Genomic DNA, 17,857 nt, shown 5'->3' on the forward strand with positions numbered 1-17,857 from the left:
TGTTGCCTGAAAGTCCGCTATCGCGAGCAAGCTCGCTCCCACAGGTTTTGTGTTGTGTCAGATTATTTGAGGTTGACCTTGGAGTAATCCTGCCGGCCGAACGGGCTGACCGAATACCCCTCGACATCCTTGCGCGTCAGCGCGAAGGCTGTCGGGTGAGCCAGTGGTAGCCACAGAGCTTGCTGCTGGATCTGCGCCTGGGCCTGTTCGTAGAGTTTGCTACGCACACCTTGCTCGCCGGTGGTCTTGCCGGCGCTGATCAGCTTGTCCAGGTCCTGATTGCAGTAGCGGGCGAAGTTGGTGCCAGACTTGACCCCCGCGCAGGAAAACTGCGGCGTGAGGAAGTTGTCCGGGTCACCGTTGTCACCGGCCCAGCCCATGAACAGCAAGTCGTGCTCTCCGGCCTTGGCGCGGCGGATCAGTTCGCCCCATTCGATCACGCGGATTTCGGCCTGAATGCCGATTTCCGCGAGGTCAGACTGCAGCAGTTGGGCACCAAGGCTTGGGTTGGGGTTAAGCAGGCTGCCGGAAGGGCGGGTCCAGATGGTGGTCTGGAAGCCGTCCTTGAGTCCGGCCTTGGCCATCAAGGCCTTGGCCTTGGCGATGTCGTGAGGGTAACCCGGCAGGCCTTTGGCGTAGCTCCAGGTGTTGGGCGGATACGGACCGTTGGCCGCCTCGGCAGTGTCTTCGAACACGGCTTTGACATAGTTGGCCTTGTCGAAGGCAAGGTTGATGGCCTGGCGGACTTCAGGCTTGTCCAGTGGCGGATGCTGACTGTTGATGCCGACGAATGCGGTCATGAACGCGTCAGTCTTTTCGACCTTCAGCGTCGGCTCTTTCAGCGCTTCCTGTACGTCCAGAGGCTTGGGCGACAGGGCGATCTGGCATTCGTTGCGGCGCAATTTCTGCAGGCGCACGTTGGCGTCCGGGGTGATGGCAAAGATCAGCGGATCTACAGAGGGTTTGCCGCCGAAGTAGTCGGGGTTGGCTTTGTAGCGAACCGATGCGTCCTTCTGGAAGCGAGTGAAAACGAACGGCCCTGTGCCGATCGGCTGGCTGTTGAGCTTCTCGGGTGTGCCGGTCTTCATCAGTTTGTCGGCGTATTCGGCCGAATAGATCGAGGCGAAACCCATGCTCAGGGTCGCCAGGAAGGTCGAATCCGGGTGGTCGAGGGTGAAGCGCACGGTCTGCGGATCGAGGGCGTCGATTTTCTTGATCAATGCAGGCAACTGCATCGATTGCGCATGCGGGAAGCCGCTCTGGGCGACTTTGTGCCACGCATTGGCCGGGTCGAGCATACGGTCGAAGCTGAAAATCACGTCTTCGGCGCTCAGGTCACGCGTCGGGGTGAAGTACTCGGTGCGATGGAATTTCACCTGCGGGTGCAACTTGAACACGTAGATCAGGCCATCGGGGCTGACTTCCCAGCTATCGGCGAGGCTGGCGACCACTTTGCCACTGGCCGTGTCAAAGTCCACCAGGCGATTCATCAACACATCGGCCGAGGCATTGGTGGTGGTCAGCGAGTTGTACTGCACCACGTCGAACCCTTCAGGGCTGGCCTCGGTGCAGACGCTCAGGGCGGCGGCAAATGCCTGTGGGCTCAGCAGAAGCGGGGCGAGCAACAGCGGTAGGGCAGCAAGGCGCATGGTCGGCTTCCTATACAGGTCGAAGGCCCATCTGCAAGTGCAGTCTGGAAAAGGCCTACCCTAGTGGGCTCTTTTGCAAATGACTATCCCCTTTTTCATTTTAAGGGGACTATAGGCGACTGATTTTGCTGTGCAGCGGTTGAGCAAACCCCTTGGATGGCTCGCTGAACGATTTTCTGCGACGAGCGGTCGCCATCGACGATAGCCTTTATCCAAGGCGCTCGGAGCCAGAAAAACGGGGTTTTTGTGAATTCAACGCACACTGAATGTTGTTGCTCTCTAGTCTTTCTGGTATAAAGCAGCGCTCTTTTCTAGGGGCCCGGTTCCTTCACTGTAGGTGTAGCCGGTAAGACCTCTAAAGAAACGCGGCGCCTGGCGCCAAATGACTGAGAGATTAAGCGGCCAACCCATGCCGGGTTGGGCATGTGGTTTTAGAGGGCTGAGGCATGTCTAGAGTCTGTCAAGTTACCGGTAAGGGTCCGGTGACTGGGAATAACATTTCCCACGCAAACAACAAAACCCGTCGTCGTTTCCTGCCGAACCTGCAGCATCACCGCTTCTGGGTTGAAGAAGAGAAACGTTTTGTGCGTCTGCGCGTATCTGCCAAAGGCATGCGTATCATCGACAAGCGTGGCATCACTGTCGTGCTGGCCGAACTTCGCCGCGATGGCAAGGTTTAAGGGAGCTAATCATGCGTGAATTGATTCGTTTGATTTCGAGCGCCGGTACTGGTCACTTCTACACTACCGACAAGAACAAGCGTACTACTCCGGACAAAATCGAGATCAAGAAATATGATCCGGTTGTTCGCAAGCACGTGATCTACAAAGAAGGCAAAATCAAGTAATTGATTTTTCCCTCTTACGAAAAAGGCCCGTATCGCGAGATACGGGCCTTTTTTGTTGCCTGTGGGTTATGCAGTGCCTGTCAGGGCCCTTTCGCGAGCAAGCCCGCTCCCACACTTGATTGTCGCCGGACACAAATGTGGTGTTCACTGAAGCTCGAATGTGGGAGCGGGCTTGCTCGCGAAGGGGCCCTGACAACGCTAGTCTTCAAGCCTTCTGTTCAAACGCCACATAGATCTTGCGGCATGGCTCCAGCACTTCCCAGGTGCCGCGAAAGCCTGCCGGGATCACGAAGCGATCACCCACACGCAGCGTCTTGGCGTTGCCGTCGAGGTCACGTATCACGGAAACCCCCTGCACGATTTCGCAGTATTCGTGCTCGGTGAAGTTTACCGTCCACTGGCCGACAGCCCCTTCCCACACGCCGGCGTTCAATTGGCCGCAAGGGCTGTTGTAGTGGTTGTACACCACTTGCTCTGGATCACCCTTCAGTACTTTGGTCGGATCCGGGCGATAGCGTTCGGCGGCGGTGGTGGCCTGGCTGAAGTCGACGATATTCTGGATGCTCATTGTTGTATTCCCCCGTCATGGCGTTGGTATTGCCAAAGTCTATGTTTATTAAAATGAACATCGCAAGGCCGTTTGCCGGTGTTATGTCAAATATATTGAAACTTCACCTGCCGCTGGTTTAGGGTGGTGGATGCCTTGGGCCGAAAAGCAGGCTGGCCGGGCAGAATTCCTGACAGCGCCCGCGAAGAACGCGGGTGTCGTATCAATAAGAGGAGGACACTCGCATGACCACCCTGACCCGTGCCGACTGGGAACAACGTGCCCGCGACCTGAAAATCGAAGGCCGCGCCTATATCAATGGCGAATACACCGACGCCGTTTCCGGCGAGACATTCGAGTGCATCAGCCCGGTCGATGGCCGTCTGCTCGGCAAGATTGCCAGTTGTGACGCCGCCGATGCCCAGCGCGCCGTGGAAAACGCTCGCGCCACGTTCAATTCCGGTGTCTGGTCGCGTCTGGCGCCGACCAAACGCAAGTCCACCATGATCCGTTTTGCCGGCCTGCTGAAACAGCACGCCGAAGTGCTGGCCCTGCTTGAAACCCTGGACATGGGCAAGCCGATCAGCGATTCCCTGTACATCGACGTTCCCGGCGCGGCGCAAGCCTTGAGCTGGAGCGGCGAAGCCATCGACAAGATCTACGACGAAGTGGCAGCCACTCCGCACGATCAGTTGGGTCTTGTGACCCGTGAGCCGGTGGGTGTTGTGGGCGCCATCGTGCCGTGGAACTTCCCGCTGATGATGGCGTGCTGGAAACTCGGTCCTGCGCTGTCCACCGGTAACTCGGTGATCCTCAAGCCGTCCGAAAAATCCCCGCTGACCGCCATCCGCATCGCTGAACTGGCTGTCGAAGCCGGCATCCCGAAAGGCGTGCTGAACGTGCTGCCGGGTTACGGTCACACCGTCGGCAAGGCCTTGGCCCTGCACAACGACGTCGACACCCTGGTATTCACCGGCTCGACCAAAATCGCCAAGCAATTGCTGATCTACTCCGGCGAGTCGAACATGAAGCGAGTCTGGCTCGAAGCCGGCGGCAAGAGCCCGAACATCGTGTTCGCCGATGCGCCGAATCTGCAGGATGCTGCCGAAGCCGCTGCTGGCGCCATCGCCTTCAACCAGGGCGAAGTCTGCACCGCCGGTTCGCGCCTGCTGGTGGAGCGTTCGATCAAGGACAAATTCCTGCCGCTGGTGATCGAGGCGCTGAAGGCCTGGAAGCCGGGCAATCCGCTGGATCCGGCGACCAATGTTGGCGCGCTGGTCGATACCCAGCAGATGAACACCGTACTGTCCTACATCGAGTCTGGTCATGCCGACGGCGCCAGGTTGGTGGCCGGTGGCAAGCGTACGCTCCAGGAAACTGGCGGCACTTACGTTGAGCCGACGATTTTCGATGGTGTGAGCAATGCGATGAAAATCGCCCAGGAAGAAATCTTCGGCCCGGTACTGTCGGTCATCGAATTCGACAGCGCCGAAGAAGCCATCGCGATTGCCAACGACACACCGTACGGCCTGGCCGCTGCGGTCTGGACGGCCGACATTTCCAAGGCCCACCTCACCGCCCGCGCACTGCGTGCCGGTAGTGTGTGGGTCAACCAGTACGATGGCGGTGACATGACCGCTCCGTTCGGTGGCTTCAAGCAGTCCGGCAACGGTCGCGACAAATCCCTGCACGCGTTCGACAAATACACCGAGCTGAAGGCGACCTGGATCAAGTTGTAAGCCGTTAAGGGAGGTCTGTTGTAGAGCAGGCCTCCCGAACGACACAGATCCCTTGTGGGAGCGAGCTTGCTCGCGATAGCGGTGTAACAGTCGACTTCAATGTTGAATGTTGCTCCGTCATCGCGAGCAAGCTCGCTCCCACAATGTTTTGTGTTGTACATAAAAATATCCACAGGAGCGTGGAACATGCGTTGGGCGACTTATTTCGCCGTTTTGGCATCTGTCCTGAGTGTCGGCCTGGCCCTGGGTGTCAGCATGCCGCTGGTGTCGTTTCGCCTGGAAAGCTGGGGCTACGGCTCGTTTGCCATTGGCGTGATGGCCGCGATGCCAGCCATCGGCGTCCTGCTGGGGGCGAAAATCTCCAGCCATCTGGCGGCGCGATTCGGCACGGCCAATCTGATGCGCCTGTGCCTGTGGGCCGGGGCGATTTCGATCGGTTTGCTGGCGCTGTTGCCGAGCTATCCGATCTGGTTGGTGCTGCGGCTGATGATCGGGGTGATCCTGACCCTTGTATTCATCATCGGTGAAAGCTGGATCAATCAACTGGTGGTCGAGCAATGGCGCGGGCGGCTGGTGGCGCTGTATGGCAGCAGCTACGCATTGAGTCAGCTGGCGGGGCCGGTGTTGTTGGGCTTCCTCGGTACCGAGCATGACTATGGCTTTTGGGTGGGCGTCGGTTTGCTGATGGGGGCTCCGTTCCTGTTGCTGGGCCGCAGTGGCGCGCCGAGCAGTGAAGCCAGCAGCGTGACCCTGCGTGATTTGCTTGAGTTTTGTCGTGGCCTGCCGGCGATTGCCTGGGCGGTGTCGCTGTTCGCCGCGTTCGAGGCGATGATTTTGACGCTGTTGCCGGTCTACTGCCTGCGCCAGGGCTTCACCACGGAGATCGCTCTGGCGATGGTCAGTACGGTGGTCGTCGGTGATGCGGTGCTGCAATTGCCGATTGGTGCGTTGGCCGATCGTTTGTCGCGGCGGGCGTTGTTTACCGGCTGCGCAGTCGTCTTGCTGGTGTCGAGCCTGGCGATTCCGATGCTGATCGACACACTGCTGATCTGGCCGCTGTGGGTCTTGTTTGGCGCCAGTGCCGGTGGCTTGTTCACCTTGTCACTGATCCTGATCGGTGAGCGTTATCGCGACGACGCACTGGTGCGGGCCAACGCGCATATTGCACAGCTGTGGGGGATTGGTTGCTTGGTCGGGCCGCTGCTGGCGGGTGCCGGCAGCCAGTGGATCAACGGCCATGCGTTGCCGTTGCTGATGGCAGTGGGGGCCTTGGGCGTACTGATTGTGGTGTCGCGGCAAGGGGCGTTTGGCACCGCTCAGCCAGCCTGATGAGCATCGCAGGACTGTGGCGGTCGAGTCTTACAACATCGTCCCCAGCCAACCGAATTGCTCAGCCAGGCATTGAAGCGCCGCCACCAACTCCGTTTGGCGGCGCAGATAGGCATATGTACGCTGATTCCCGAAGAAAGGTCAGTCGCTGAGCTGATCGTTTTCCGCCAGCAGTCTGATCGCTGTCGTACCGACCTTGCGTACTGCGTCTTCGATCTGCGGTGTTGGCTTGGCAGCGTAGTTCATGCGCAGGCAATTGCGGTACTTGCCCGAGGCGGAAAAAATACTGCCCACGGCAATCTGTACGCCCTGGTCGTGCAATGCGCGATTCAGTTTCAGGGTGTCGAAACCTTCCGGTAGTTCGACCCACAGCATGAAGCTGCCCTGTGGGCGACTGGCGCGGGTGCCGGCCGGGAAGTAGCGGGTCACCCAATCAATCATCATGTCGCGATTGCGCTGGTATTGCGTACGCATCCGCCGCAAATGCGGTTCGAAGTGGCCACCTTTAAGGAATTCGGCGATGGCGATCTGCGGTTGTGGCGCGGTGGATCCGGTGCTGATGTATTTCATGTGCAGTACCCGTTCCAGATAGCGGCCGGGCGCGACCCAGCCGATGCGCAGGCCGGGTGCCAGGGTCTTGGAAAACGAACTGCACAACAGGACACGACCGTCCTCGTCCAAGGACTTGATCGTGCGCGGACGCGGGTAGGTGTAGGCGAGCTCGCCATACACATCGTCCTCGATGATCGCCACGTCATAGCGCTGCGCAAGCGTCAACAACGCGCGTTTGCGCGACTCCGGCATGATGTAGCCCAACGGGTTGTTGCAGTTGGGGGTCAACTGTATGACCTTGATCGGCCACTGTTCCAGGGCCAGTTCCAGCGCTTCGAGGCTGATGCCGGTCAGTGGATCGGTGGGGATTTCCAGGGCCTTCATGCCCAGGCCCTTGAGGGTCTGCATCGCGCCGTGAAAGCTCGGCGAGTCCACCGCGACAATGTCGCCGGGCTCGCAGGTCGCGCGAATACTGGTGGACAGCGCTTCATGGCATCCAGTGGTCACCACCAGTTCGCTGGCACTCAACTGGCAGCCGGAATCGAGCATCAGGCGAGCGATCTGTTCGCGCAGTTCAAGGTTGCCGTGGATGTTGTCGTAATACAGGCCGGGCATGTCCTGCCGACGGCTGATTCGCGCCAGGTCACGCAGCAGCGGTTTCATGGTCGCACTGGTGATGTCCGGCATGCCGCGACCCAGTTGCACCACGTCTTTGCGCGGAACGGCGCGAATCAACTCCAGCACTTGATCCCATTGGGAAATGTCCACCGGCCGTTGGGCCGGGCGGCCGACTGCCGGCAAATCCGGCAGTTCGCGGCTGGCCGGGACGAAGTACCCGGACTTGGGCCGAGGCATGGCCAGCCCGCTGTCCTCCAGCACCCGATAGGCCTGCTGCACTGTGCTCAGGCTGACGCCGTGCTCGACGCTCAGCGCCCGAACCGAAGGCAGCCGGTCGCCGGGGCGATAGAAGCCCTGTTCGATACGTGTGCCGAGCAATTCGGCGAGGTTGACGTAAAGGGTCATGGTGCAGCCTCGATAAGGGTGATTCGGTTAACCAGTACAGATCGGGCGAAAAATCGGGATTCAGTGGCGGAATCGGCAGAGCTGTATGGAGTTAATACAGTTGTTTTGAATCTGTAATGCTCTTGCGCGCCCACGCATCATGGAACCTCTGGCTACCCAAGTAAACAGGAGCATCCAAGATGAACGGTTTGAGCGATGTGCGGCTGACGTTACACAGTCAGGAGCTGGCGACCGGGCAGAACAACGGCACGCGGGAGGGGGGCATGGGCAATGCGTCGTCCGGCCTGAATCGCTGGGACCGGTTCTGGCGTCGCCTGCACACGCGCAAGGCGTTGCTGGCCCTGACGGCTGACCAGCTCAAGGACATCGGGCTGACGCGGGAGCAGGCGCGGGAGGAGGGGCTGAAGCCTTTCTGGCGGATCTGAGTTTTGCGGTGTTCTTCAGGGCCTCATCGCGAGCAAGCTCGCTCCCACAAGGAACGGTGGTGAACACAAATTTTGTGAACACTGCCAAACACTGTGGGAGCGAGCTTGCTCGCGATGGCGTCGGTACAGGCCCAGCTAAACCTTCAGACCAACTCTTTAAACCGATGCCACAACATCCCCAATGCCAGCAACGGCGAACGCAAATGCTTGCCACCCGGGAATGTGATGTGCGGCACCTTGGCAAACAGATCGAAGCCGCCGCTGTGCTGGCCGCTGATGGCTTCGGCCAACAGCTTGCCGGCCAGGTGTGTGGCGTTCACGCCATGACCGGAATAGGCCTGGGCGTAATACACATTCGGCTGGTCCTTGAGTCGCCCGATCTGCGGCAGGCGGTTGGCGCCGATACCGATCATGCCGCCCCATTGGTAATCGATCTTCACTGCACTGAGTTGCGGGAAGACCTCCAGCATTTTCGGACGCATGTACGCAGCGATGTCTTTGGGGTCGCGGCCGGAGTAATGGCAGGCACCACCAAACAGCAGGCGCCGGTCCGCCGAGAGCCGGTAGTAGTCCAGCGCCACGCGCTGGTCACAGACCGCCATGTTCTGCGGCAGCAGGGCGTGGGCCCGTTCTTCGCTCAGTGGTTCGGTGGCGATGATGTAGCTGCCGGCGGGCAGGACTTTGCCGCTGAGTTCCGGGTTGAGGTCATTGAGGTAAGCATTGCAACCCAGTACCAGGGTCTTGGCGCGCACCGAGCCCTCGGCGGCATGGACCTTGATCTCTGGGCCATAGTCGATGCGGGTCACGGCCGAGTGCTCGAACAACTGGACCCCCAGTCGTTGTGCCGCGGATGCTTCGCCCAAGGCCAGGTTCAGTGGATGCAGGTGCCCCGAGCCCATGTCGATCAGGCCGCCGACGTAACGCGTAGAGCCGACCACGGTGTGCATCTCGTTGGCTTGCAGCAAACGGGTCTCGTAGCGATAACCGAGGCTGCGCAGCTCTTCGGCATCCTCGGCGAAACCTTCAAGGTCACGGGGCTTGTTGGCGAGGTCGCAATATCCCCAGGTCAGGTCGCAGGGGATCTGGAAGTGCTCGATCCGTTGCCGGACGATTTCCACGGCTTCCAGGCCCATGAGTTTCATTTGCCGAACACCTTCGACACCGATGACGTTGGTGAACTGATCGAGGCCGTGGCCGACGCCGCGGATCAGTTGCCCGCCATTGCGTCCACTGGCGCCCCAGCCGATTCTATGGGCTTCAAGCAACACTACACTAAGGCCGCGTTCGGCCAGCTCAAGCGCCGTGTTCAACCCCGAAAACCCACCGCCTACCACACAGACATCGGCCATCACTTCGCCTTGGAGCGCCGGAAGTTCGGGCTGCGGCAGGCTGCTGGCGGCGTAGTAGGACGCGGTGTGGTTCATTGCAGGCTGTTGAGCACGGGCATTCATGTGCGTGTTCCTGATGCTTGCGTTTAGAAAACTTGACGGAGCATAAGCCGGACCTTCCCGGACGGGCAACATTGGTCGGCTGGTGCTGTCTGGATCGGGGCTTTTGCGTCAGAATCGCGCTCTATTCCGCTATTGGTCACCGCTTCAATGAGCTGCAACAGCCAGACAATCCGCACATTGCGACAGCAGATTCCCTCGTTCGAGTGCGTTCCCGGCTGCCATGACTGCTGCGGGCCGGTGACCACCTCGCCGGAAGAAATGTCACGCCTGCCGCGCAAGACCCGCGCCGAGCAGGATGCCGCCATGGAAGAACTCAACTGTGTGCATCTGGGGCCCAATGGTTGCACGGTGTATGACGAGCGGCCGCTGATCTGCCGGTTGTTCGGCACCACCAAGACCCTGCCGTGCCCCAATGGGCGGGGGCCAGTGGAGTTGATTCATCCGAGAGTGGAGAAGCAGGTGTTCGAGTACATGGCCAGTACCCGGCAGGTGTTGGTTTAAAACAGCGGGTCTTCAGGTGGACCGAGTTGCCTCAATCGCGAGCAAGCTCGCTCCCACAGGTATTTGAGTCTGCCTGAATTTTGTGTTCAAAACCGGTTCATTGTGGGAGCGAGCTTGCTCGCGATGGGGTCGGAACAGACACCGGAAAATCTTCAATCCGGAATCGGCAGAGTCAGACTCTCTTTCACCTCTTCCATCACGATGTAACTCTTGGACTCGCGCACGTGGGGCAGCTTGAGCAGGATGTCGCCCAGCAATTTGCGGTACGAGGCCATCTCGGAAATCCGCGCCTTCACCAGGTAGTCGAAATCCCCTGACACCAGGTGGCACTCCAGCACATGGGGCAATTTCAGCACCGCACGCCGGAACTCTTCGAAAGTATCGCCGGACTTGTAGTCCAGGCTGATCTCGACGAACACCAGCAGACTACCCTTCAGATGCTGCGGATTGAGCCTGGCGTTGTAGCCCATGATGATCCCTTCGCGCTCCAGACGCCGGACCCGCTCGGTACAGGGCGTGGTCGAGAGCCCGACCTTTTCCCCAAGCTCGGTAAAGGAAATCCGCCCGTCCGCTTGCAGGATCCGCAGGATGTTGCGGTCGATCTTGTCCAGCTCACGTTTGGTCTGAGTGTTGGTACGCATAGGGGATGCGCCTCCGTGAAAAGGGTTTTTGCCGAGAATTGTCGCCAAATATAGGCGCTTATATAGTGAAATGCACTGGCAAATCTTTTTTACACTGCGCACATCTGAAGCTCTGAATAACAAACGTCAGCGGTTAGCCGCGATGAGGGATATGAAAATGCGCGTCATGGTCTTGGGTAGCGGCGTCATCGGTACCACCAGTGCTTATTATCTGGCCCGTGCCGGGTTTGAAGTGGTGGTTGTGGACCGGCAGCCGGCCGCTGCCATGGAGACCAGTTTCGCCAATGCCGGGCAGGTCTCGCCGGGTTATGCCTCGCCGTGGGCCGCGCCGGGCGTGCCGCTCAAGGCCATCAAGTGGCTGTTGCAGCGCCACGCGCCACTGGCGATCAAGGCCACGGCCGACATCGACCAGTACCTGTGGATGGCACAGATGCTGCGCAACTGCACCGCCAGCCGTTACGCGGTGAACAAGGAGCGCATGGTCCGTCTGTCCGAGTACAGCCGTGACTGCCTCGATGAACTGCGTGCCGAAACCGGCATTGCCTATGAAGGCCGCAGCCTCGGTACCACCCAACTGTTCCGCACCCAGGCTCAACTGGACGGCGCCGCGAAAGACATCGCCGTGCTGAAAGAGTCCGGTGTGCCGTTCGAATTGCTCGACCGCGAAGGTATTGCCCGCGTTGAGCCGGCGCTGGCCAGCGTCACTGACATCCTCGCCGGTGCCTTGCGCCTGCCGAACGACCAGACCGGCGACTGCCAGATGTTCACCACCAAGCTCGCCGAGATGGCCGCGAACCTCGGTGTGCAATTCCGTTTCGACCAGGACATTCAGCGCCTCGACTTCGCCGGTGACCGCATCAACGGCGTATGGATCGACGGCAAGCTGGAAACCGCCGACCGCTACGTCCTGGCGCTTGGCAGCTACTCGCCGCAATTGCTCAAACCACTGGGGATCAAGGCGCCGGTGTACCCGCTCAAGGGCTACTCCCTGACCGTGCCGATCACCAACCCGGCAATGGCCCCGACTTCGACCATTCTCGACGAGACCTACAAGGTCGCGATCACCCGTTTCGACAACCGCATCCGCGTTGGCGGCATGGCGGAGATCGCCGGTTTTGACCTGTCGCTGAATCCGCGCCGGCGCGAAACCCTGGAGATGATCGTCAACGACCTTTATCCTCAGGGCGGCAATCTGGCCGAAGCGAGCTTCTGGACCGGCCTGCGCCCGACCACTCCAGATGGCACGCCAATCGTAGGCGCCACACCGTTCAAGAACCTGTTCCTGAACACCGGTCACGGCACGCTGGGCTGGACCATGGCCTGTGGCTCCGGTCGCTTGCTGGCGGACCTGATGGCCAAGAGAAAGCCGCAGATCAGCGCCGAAGGCCTCGATATTTCCCGTTATGGCAACAAAACCCAGGAGTCTGCTAAGCATGTCAGTCCAGCGCCAGCTCACCAATGAGCGCATGAGTCAGATCGTCACCCATAACGGCACGGTTTACCTGGCCGGACAGGTGGGCGACGACATGAACGCCGGGATTGAACAGCAGACCCGTGAAACTCTCGCCAACATCGAGCGGTTGCTCGATCTGGCCGGCACCGACAAGCACAATCTGCTGTCGGTGACGATTTACCTGAAGGACATCGACGCGCATTTCGAAGGCATGAACGCGGTGTGGGACAAGTGGCTGCCAAAAGGCGTCGCTCCCGCCCGAGCCACCGTTGAAGCGAAATTGTGCGAACCGGAAATCCTGGTCGAGCTGTCGGTTGTCGCCGCTCTGCCATAAGCCTGTCAGAAAAGATCCCTCTCCCGGTGCTGTTGGTGGTTAACGCTGTCAGCCAGCACCGGTTTTTCTTCCCGATAACCCGACCAGAAGTCTGCCGCCATGCGTCCTGCCCGTGCCCTGATCGACCTTCAAGCCCTGCGTCACAACTACCGGATCGCCCGTGAACTCACGGGGGCTCGTGCCCTCGCGGTGATCAAGGCCGATGCCTATGGCCATGGCGCGGTGCGTTGCGCCCAGGCGCTGGAAGCCGAGGCGGACGGGTTTGCCGTGGCCTGCATCGAAGAGGCCTTGGAGCTGCGGGCGGCGGGCATTCGTGCGCCGGTCCTGCTGTTGGAAGGCTTTTTCGAAGCCGACGAGCTGGCGCTGATCTTCGAGCATGATTTCTGGTGCGTGGTGCATTCGCTGTGGCAGCTCGAAGCCATCGAAAAAGCCGCGTTGAGCAAGCCGATCACCGTGTGGCTGAAGCTCGACTCGGGCATGCACCGGGTGGGCCTGCACCCGGCGGATTATCAGGCGGCCTATCAACGGCTGCTGGCCAGCGGCAAGGTCGCGAAAGTGGTGCTGATGAGCCACTTTGCGCGTGCCGACGAACTGCACGAACAGGCCAGCGCGGAGCAGGTGGCGGTATTTGAAGCGGCACGCAAGGGCTTGTCCGCCGAGGTCAGCCTGCGCAACTCGCCGGCGGTGCTCGGTTGGCCGCAGATACCGAGTGACTGGGTGCGCCCAGGCATCATGCTGTATGGCGCCACGCCCTTCGAAGAAGCCAACGAAGTGGCATCGCGGCTGCAACCGGTCATGACCCTGGAATCGAAGGTGATCAGTGTGCGCGAGTTGCCGGCTGGCGAGCCCGTCGGTTACGGCGCCAAATTCATCACCCCTAAACCGATGCGCATTGGCGTGGTGGCCATGGGTTACGCCGACGGCTACCCACGTCTGGCACCGACCGGCACGCCAGTGCTGGTTGCCGGGCAGCGCAGCCAGTTGATCGGCCGGGTATCGATGGACATGCTCTGTATCGACCTGACCGATGTGCCGCAGGCCGGTCTCGGTTCGACCGTCGAGTTGTGGGGCAAAAACATCCTCGCCAGTGATGTGGCCATGGCTGCCGGCACGATTCCTTACCAGATCTTCTGCAACCTGCGCCGAGTGCCACTGCTCTATTCCGGGGCTTAGTGAGCAGGGCTCCAGACCGGAAGTCGCCTCGCTGAGCAGGATTCAGGTCAAGGTGTTGTAAATACTGAACGCTGTCGCCATGATAACGCTCAATATTCCAACAATCTGAATCCTGGAGGCGCAAGCTTTGGACGTCGGTGAACGACTGCAATCCATCCGTAGGCTCAAAGGCCTTTCCCAGCGTGAGCTCGCCAAACGGGCGGGGGTCACCAACAGCACGATTTCGATGATCGAGAAGAACAGCGTTAGCCCTTCGATCAGTTCGCTGCGCAAGGTGTTGGGCGGGATTCCCATGTCCATGGTCGAGTTCTTTTCCGAAGAAATCCTGCAGGAAAAACCGACCCAGATCGTCTACAAGGCCAACGAGCTGATCGATATTTCCGATGGTGCCGTGACCATGAAGCTGGTCGGTCGGGCGCACCCGAGCCGGGCCATCGCATTCCTCAATGAAATCTATCCGCCAGGCGCCGATACCGGTGACGAGATGCTCACCCATGAGGGCGAGGAAACCGGCATCCTGGTCGAAGGAAAACTGGAACTGGTGGTCGGTCTCGAAACTTTTGTCCTCGAAGCCGGCGATAGCTACTACTTTGAAAGTACCAAGCCACACCGTTTCCGAAATCCGTTCGATGCGCCTGCGCGACTAATCAGCGCAGCCACACCAGCGAATTTCTAAGAAAAGAGGCGTCCTGCCAGCATCGCAGAGGTGCCCGGGCTGTTTTTCCGTCGCGGCCTAAGACCCCTCCGACTTTGGGGTTGTTTCAGTGCGGCGGGCTTACCGCTATACTTGCGCCCGCCTGCGAACCGTGGCCGTAGGCGTGACTAGCCACCATTGAGGGTGAACGCGTGAACCTAATTATGAAAATGCTGGCTGCACCAGCAACCGTATTGGCCCTATGGGCTGTCAGTGTCAGCGCTCAGGCTGCGACCAACGACGATATTGCCAAACGCCTTGAGCCAGTCGGCCAGGTTTGTGTTCAGGGTAAAGAGTGCAAGGGCATGGAAGTGGCCGCTTCCGCTGGCGGCGGTGGTGGTGCGAAAACCCCGGATGAAGTGATTGCAAAACATTGCAACGCTTGCCACGGTTCAGGCCTGTTGGGCGCGCCGAAAATCGGTGATGCCGCCGCTTGGGGCGAGCGTGCCAAGAAAGAAGGTGGTGTTGACGGCTTGCTCGCCAAGGCGATCTCCGGCATCAACGCGATGCCGCCAAAAGGCACCTGCGCCGATTGTGCAGACGCCGAGCTCAAAAGCGCCATCCAGAAGATGTCCGGCCTGAAATAAGGCGCCGCATCGTTCGCAAAAAACCGTCCCAGGACGGTTTTTTTGTGCCTGCAAGTCCGCGCTGACCCTTGTAGGAGCGAGCTCGCTCGCGATGGTCGTCAACGATAACGCTGGAAACCTGGCACCCCGCGGTGCTCTCAGGTTCTTCGCGAGCGAGCTCGCTCCTACAAGGTCTTTGTGGCGGCCGATTGGCATTAACGGACTGTTCATTGCAGCAAAGACCCGGCAAGCTCGGTCCAGGCTCAAGTCATGGAAAGCGAGGGGTGATCCGATGGTTCAGCTGTGCTCTATCGAACAGGCAGTCGATGACGTCTTGGCACGGTTGCCGACGCATATCCACATGGGCCTGCCTCTGGGGTTGGGCAAACCCAATCACTTCGTCAGCGCGCTGTATCGACGAATCGCACAGTCGCCCGAGCGACGACTGACGATCTACACCGCGTTGTGTCTGGGGCGCCCACCCTTGGGCGATGGTTTGCAAAAGCGATTTCTCGAACCCTTTGTCGAGCGGGTGTTCGGCGATTATCCGGAGCTGGAGTTTCTCGCCGACCTGCGTCGCGACGGTTTACCGGGCAACATCCACATCCAACAGTTCTTCATGCAGCCTGGCAGCCTGCTCAACTGTGCTACGGCGCAACAGGATTACGTCAGCAGCAACTACAGCCATGCGGCCCGGGACATCAACACCGCCGGGTTGAATCTGGTGGCGCAACTGGTGGCCAGCCATGCCGAGCATCCCGACCGCTTGAGCCTCAGCTGCAACCCGGACATCACCCTCGACCTATTGCCGATGATCGCCAAGCGCCGCGCCGCCGGAGAAACCATCCTGATGGTCGGCCAAGTACACAACGATCTGCCTTACATGCCCGGCGATGCGGAACTGGGCATCGACACCTTTGACCTGCTGATCGATGAGAAGGACAACACCACGCTGTTTTCCACGCCAAACATGCCGGTGGGCTTTCAGGACCATTTCATCGGCCTGCACGCCAGCACTCTGGTGCGTGACGGCGGCACCTTGCAGATCGGCATCGGTTCCATGGGTGATGCGCTGACGGCGGCGCTGCTGGCGCGGCAAGCCGACAACGACGGATACAGGGCTTTGCTGGCAGACGTAAACCTCAGCCACTGGGCGCAACTGATCGAGCGCGAAGGCGGCATCGAGCCCTTCGCCAAAGGCTTGTATGGCTGCAGCGAAATGTTCGTCAACGGCTTGTTGGTGCTGGCCGATGCCGGGATCGTGCGGCGTAAGGTTTATCCGAACGCGGCGACCCAACAGCAGGCGAATGCCGGCACCCTCGACGAGGCTGCGCAAACCGATGGCATCTCGGTGCACGGCGGATTCTTCCTCGGGCCGCGCAGCTTCTATGAACGCTTGCGTGAGTTGCCGCAGAGCAAGCGGCTTGAATTCAACATGACCCGCATCAGCTACATCAACGAGCTCTACGGCCAGGAAGAACTCAAGCGCTTGCAACGTCTCGATGCGAGGTTCATCAACACCGCGTTCACCGTGACCTTGCTCGGTGCCGCGGTGGCGGATCAGCTCGAAGACGGACGTGTGCTCAGCGGCGTAGGCGGGCAATACAACTTCGTGGTGCAGGGGCATGCGTTGCAAGGCGCGCGTTCGGTGTTGCTGCTGCGCAGCTGGCGTGAGTCTGGAGGCGACGTCAGCTCGAACATCGTCTGGGAGTATGGTCACTGTACGATTCCGCGGCATCTGCGGGACATCGTGGTCACCGAGTACGGCATCGCCGACCTGCGGGGCAAGACCGATGCGGCGGTGATTGAAGCACTGTTAAATATCAGCGACTCACGTTTCCAGTCGGGGCTGATCGCGCAGGCACAGAAAGTCGGCAAATTGCCCAAGGACTTCCGTCTCGATCCGCGCTTTACCGATAACAGCCCGCAGCGTTTGCAGGAGATTCAGGCGCGGCACCCGCAGTTGTTTCCAGAGTATCCGCTGGGTTGTGATTTCACCGAGGTCGAGCGGGATGTGTTGCGGGCGCTGAACTGGCTCAAGAGCAAGTTCAAGCTGAGCGAGGTGCTGGAGTTGGGCAAGGCAGCATTGGATGCGCCGGAGCCTGCGTTGTTTCCAGAACATCTGGAGCGCATGCAGTTGGCCAGTCCGGAAGGGCTGAAGGAAGACTTGTATCAGCGCTTGCTGCTCACTGGCCTCAAGGCGACTGCGCAGTAACTGCCCCCCCAAAACAACTGTGGGAGCGAGCTTGCTCGCGATAGCGGTGTATCAGTCAACGAAGATGTCGACTGACACTATGCAATCGCGAGTAAGCTCGCTCCCACAGGGGGATGTGCAGTGTGGCCTTTATTCGATGAAGGTTACGACGCCACCGGCCAGCGACTTCACACGCGCCAGGGACTCTACGCGATAACCCTGCGAATCCAGCTCTGCACGGCCACCCTGGAACGACTTCTCGATCACGATCCCCAGGCCTGCCACGGTGGCGCCGGCCTGTTTGATGATCGAAATCAGTGCCTGGGACGCCTTACCGTTGGCCAGGAAGTCATCGATGATCAGCACGCGGTCGCTGCTGGTCAGGTGGCGCGGAGAGATGGCCACGGTGCTTTCGGTCTGCTTGGTGAACGAGTACACGGTCGCCGACAGCAGGTTTTCGGTCAGGGTCAGGGACTGGTGCTTGCGGGCGAAGATCACCGGCACGCCAAGGTTCAGACCGGTCATGATCGCCGGGGCGATGCCCGAGGCTTCGATGGTGACGATCTTGGTGATGCCCGAATCCTTGAACAGCGTGGCGAATTCGTCGCCGATCAGCTTCATCAGGGCCGGGTCGATCTGGTGGTTCAGAAAGGCGTCGACTTTCAGGACCTGGTCGGAAAGCACGATGCCTTCTTCGCGAATTTTCTTGTGCAGGGCTTCCATGAAGCTGTCCTCTGTT

General features: G+C 59.9%; 18 protein-coding genes. 12 read left to right on the forward strand and 6 right to left on the reverse strand.

Features of this window, described 5'->3' with window-relative positions; translation table 11 throughout:
* Nucleotides 1–62: 62 nt before the first annotated feature.
* A complete protein-coding gene (locus AC1RS8_RS03900; RefSeq protein ID WP_489339458.1) occupies nt 63–1,649 on the reverse strand; it encodes an ABC transporter substrate-binding protein in 1,587 nt (528 codons plus the stop codon).
* A gap of 446 nt (nt 1,650–2,095) precedes the next feature.
* On the opposite strand from AC1RS8_RS03900, the gene rpmB reads away from it, so the two are divergent.
* Nucleotides 2,096–2,329: a 50S ribosomal protein L28 gene (gene rpmB / locus AC1RS8_RS03905; protein WP_007975166.1), complete on the forward strand. Its 234-nt coding sequence runs from the start codon at nt 2,096–2,098 to the stop codon at nt 2,327–2,329.
* An 11-nt stretch (nt 2,330–2,340) separates the two neighbouring features.
* Nucleotides 2,341–2,496: a 50S ribosomal protein L33 gene (gene rpmG / locus AC1RS8_RS03910; RefSeq protein ID WP_003177274.1), complete on the forward strand. Its 156-nt coding sequence runs from the start codon at nt 2,341–2,343 to the stop codon at nt 2,494–2,496.
* Nucleotides 2,497–2,701: 205 nt separating this feature from the next.
* Here the strand turns inward: rpmG and AC1RS8_RS03915 are convergent, their stop codons facing one another.
* The gene (locus AC1RS8_RS03915; RefSeq protein ID WP_057395874.1) at nt 2,702–3,064 is read right to left on the reverse strand and encodes a cupin domain-containing protein; all 363 of its coding nucleotides are present in this window, start codon (nt 3,062–3,064) and stop codon (nt 2,702–2,704) included.
* A 224-nt stretch (nt 3,065–3,288) separates the two neighbouring features.
* On the opposite strand from AC1RS8_RS03915, the gene AC1RS8_RS03920 reads away from it, so the two are divergent.
* Together AC1RS8_RS03920 and AC1RS8_RS03925 are read left to right on the forward strand one after the other, a co-directional pair.
* Nucleotides 3,289–4,782 carry an aldehyde dehydrogenase gene (locus AC1RS8_RS03920; protein ID WP_489339457.1) on the forward strand — a complete coding sequence of 498 codons (1,494 nt, stop codon included), beginning with the start codon at nt 3,289–3,291 and terminating at the stop codon, nt 4,780–4,782.
* A gap of 186 nt (nt 4,783–4,968) precedes the next feature.
* Nucleotides 4,969–6,111 carry an MFS transporter gene (locus AC1RS8_RS03925; protein ID WP_090452158.1) on the forward strand — a complete coding sequence of 381 codons (1,143 nt, stop codon included), beginning with the start codon at nt 4,969–4,971 and terminating at the stop codon, nt 6,109–6,111.
* A 141-nt stretch (nt 6,112–6,252) separates the two neighbouring features.
* Here AC1RS8_RS03925 and AC1RS8_RS03930 read toward each other — a convergent pair whose 3' ends face one another.
* Nucleotides 6,253–7,686, reverse strand: a complete 1,434-nt coding sequence (locus AC1RS8_RS03930; protein ID WP_489339456.1) for an aminotransferase-like domain-containing protein — start codon at nt 7,684–7,686, stop codon at nt 6,253–6,255.
* Nucleotides 7,687–7,865: 179 nt separating this feature from the next.
* On the opposite strand from AC1RS8_RS03930, the gene AC1RS8_RS03935 reads away from it, so the two are divergent.
* A complete protein-coding gene (locus tag AC1RS8_RS03935; RefSeq protein WP_090452154.1) occupies nt 7,866–8,111 on the forward strand; it encodes a DUF1127 domain-containing protein in 246 nt (81 codons plus the stop codon).
* Nucleotides 8,112–8,254: 143 nt separating this feature from the next.
* Here AC1RS8_RS03935 and AC1RS8_RS03940 read toward each other — a convergent pair whose 3' ends face one another.
* Nucleotides 8,255–9,562, reverse strand: coding sequence for an NAD(P)/FAD-dependent oxidoreductase (locus tag AC1RS8_RS03940; protein WP_489339455.1), 1,308 nt, complete (start codon nt 9,560–9,562; stop codon nt 8,255–8,257).
* 147 nt (nt 9,563–9,709) lie between these two features.
* Between AC1RS8_RS03940 and AC1RS8_RS03945 the strand changes: the two genes are divergently transcribed.
* Nucleotides 9,710–10,063: a YkgJ family cysteine cluster protein gene (locus AC1RS8_RS03945; RefSeq protein ID WP_007975156.1), complete on the forward strand. Its 354-nt coding sequence runs from the start codon at nt 9,710–9,712 to the stop codon at nt 10,061–10,063.
* Nucleotides 10,064–10,215: 152 nt separating this feature from the next.
* On the opposite strand, the gene AC1RS8_RS03950 is transcribed toward AC1RS8_RS03945, so the two are convergent.
* Nucleotides 10,216–10,704 (reverse strand): Lrp/AsnC ligand binding domain-containing protein, encoded by a 489-nt coding sequence (locus tag AC1RS8_RS03950; protein WP_007975155.1) that lies wholly within the window; start codon nt 10,702–10,704, stop codon nt 10,216–10,218.
* Between the two features lie 157 nt (nt 10,705–10,861).
* On the opposite strand from AC1RS8_RS03950, the gene dadA reads away from it, so the two are divergent.
* From dadA to AC1RS8_RS03980, 6 genes are all read left to right on the forward strand, one after another.
* Nucleotides 10,862–12,166 carry a D-amino acid dehydrogenase gene (gene dadA, locus AC1RS8_RS03955; RefSeq protein ID WP_218494623.1) on the forward strand — a complete coding sequence of 435 codons (1,305 nt, stop codon included), beginning with the start codon at nt 10,862–10,864 and terminating at the stop codon, nt 12,164–12,166.
* Nucleotides 12,138–12,491 carry a RidA family protein gene (locus AC1RS8_RS03960; protein WP_057712756.1) on the forward strand — a complete coding sequence of 118 codons (354 nt, stop codon included), beginning with the start codon at nt 12,138–12,140 and terminating at the stop codon, nt 12,489–12,491. Before dadA ends, AC1RS8_RS03960 begins: the two co-directional genes overlap by 29 nt.
* A 99-nt stretch (nt 12,492–12,590) precedes the next feature.
* Nucleotides 12,591–13,664, forward strand: coding sequence for an alanine racemase (gene alr, locus AC1RS8_RS03965; protein ID WP_489339454.1), 1,074 nt, complete (start codon nt 12,591–12,593; stop codon nt 13,662–13,664).
* A 127-nt stretch (nt 13,665–13,791) separates the two neighbouring features.
* The gene (locus AC1RS8_RS03970; protein ID WP_007975150.1) at nt 13,792–14,340 is read left to right on the forward strand and encodes a cupin domain-containing protein; all 549 of its coding nucleotides are present in this window, start codon (nt 13,792–13,794) and stop codon (nt 14,338–14,340) included.
* A 182-nt stretch (nt 14,341–14,522) separates the two neighbouring features.
* Complete coding sequence (locus AC1RS8_RS03975; RefSeq protein ID WP_090452146.1) at nt 14,523–14,945, forward strand: c-type cytochrome; 423 nt, start codon at nt 14,523–14,525, stop codon at nt 14,943–14,945.
* Between the two features lie 271 nt (nt 14,946–15,216).
* Nucleotides 15,217–17,139, forward strand: a complete 1,923-nt coding sequence (locus AC1RS8_RS03980) for an acetyl-CoA hydrolase/transferase C-terminal domain-containing protein (protein WP_489339453.1) — start codon at nt 15,217–15,219, stop codon at nt 17,137–17,139.
* A 129-nt stretch (nt 17,140–17,268) separates the two neighbouring features.
* Here the strand turns inward: AC1RS8_RS03980 and AC1RS8_RS03985 are convergent, their stop codons facing one another.
* Nucleotides 17,269–17,841, reverse strand: coding sequence for a xanthine phosphoribosyltransferase (locus AC1RS8_RS03985; protein WP_057712760.1), 573 nt, complete (start codon nt 17,839–17,841; stop codon nt 17,269–17,271).
* Nucleotides 17,842–17,857: the final 16 nt, after the last annotated feature.

The organism is Pseudomonas sp. GW821-FHT12A04 (assembly GCF_058807755.1).

What these genes read in the sequence shown, in the direction of transcription:
- AC1RS8_RS03950 (WP_007975155.1), bottom strand. Translation starts at nt 10,704, where the DNA reads ATGCGTACCAACACTCAGACCAAACGTGAGCTGGACAAGATCGACCGC.
- alr (WP_489339454.1), top strand. Translation starts at nt 12,591, where the DNA reads ATGCGTCCTGCCCGTGCCCTGATCGACCTTCAAGCCCTGCGTCACAAC.
- AC1RS8_RS03930 (WP_489339456.1), bottom strand. Translation starts at nt 7,686, where the DNA reads ATGACCCTTTACGTCAACCTCGCCGAATTGCTCGGCACACGTATCGAA.
- AC1RS8_RS03900 (WP_489339458.1), bottom strand. Translation starts at nt 1,649, where the DNA reads ATGCGCCTTGCTGCCCTACCGCTGTTGCTCGCCCCGCTTCTGCTGAGC.
- rpmB (WP_007975166.1), top strand. Translation starts at nt 2,096, where the DNA reads ATGTCTAGAGTCTGTCAAGTTACCGGTAAGGGTCCGGTGACTGGGAAT.
- AC1RS8_RS03915 (WP_057395874.1), bottom strand. Translation starts at nt 3,064, where the DNA reads ATGAGCATCCAGAATATCGTCGACTTCAGCCAGGCCACCACCGCCGCC.
- dadA (WP_218494623.1), top strand. Translation starts at nt 10,862, where the DNA reads ATGCGCGTCATGGTCTTGGGTAGCGGCGTCATCGGTACCACCAGTGCT.
- AC1RS8_RS03940 (WP_489339455.1), bottom strand. Translation starts at nt 9,562, where the DNA reads ATGAATGCCCGTGCTCAACAGCCTGCAATGAACCACACCGCGTCCTAC.
- AC1RS8_RS03920 (WP_489339457.1), top strand. Translation starts at nt 3,289, where the DNA reads ATGACCACCCTGACCCGTGCCGACTGGGAACAACGTGCCCGCGACCTG.
- AC1RS8_RS03975 (WP_090452146.1), top strand. Translation starts at nt 14,523, where the DNA reads ATGAAAATGCTGGCTGCACCAGCAACCGTATTGGCCCTATGGGCTGTC.
- AC1RS8_RS03925 (WP_090452158.1), top strand. Translation starts at nt 4,969, where the DNA reads ATGCGTTGGGCGACTTATTTCGCCGTTTTGGCATCTGTCCTGAGTGTC.
- AC1RS8_RS03980 (WP_489339453.1), top strand. Translation starts at nt 15,217, where the DNA reads ATGGTTCAGCTGTGCTCTATCGAACAGGCAGTCGATGACGTCTTGGCA.
- AC1RS8_RS03985 (WP_057712760.1), bottom strand. Translation starts at nt 17,841, where the DNA reads ATGGAAGCCCTGCACAAGAAAATTCGCGAAGAAGGCATCGTGCTTTCC.
- rpmG (WP_003177274.1), top strand. Translation starts at nt 2,341, where the DNA reads ATGCGTGAATTGATTCGTTTGATTTCGAGCGCCGGTACTGGTCACTTC.
- AC1RS8_RS03960 (WP_057712756.1), top strand. Translation starts at nt 12,138, where the DNA reads ATGTCAGTCCAGCGCCAGCTCACCAATGAGCGCATGAGTCAGATCGTC.
- AC1RS8_RS03935 (WP_090452154.1), top strand. Translation starts at nt 7,866, where the DNA reads ATGAACGGTTTGAGCGATGTGCGGCTGACGTTACACAGTCAGGAGCTG.
- AC1RS8_RS03945 (WP_007975156.1), top strand. Translation starts at nt 9,710, where the DNA reads ATGAGCTGCAACAGCCAGACAATCCGCACATTGCGACAGCAGATTCCC.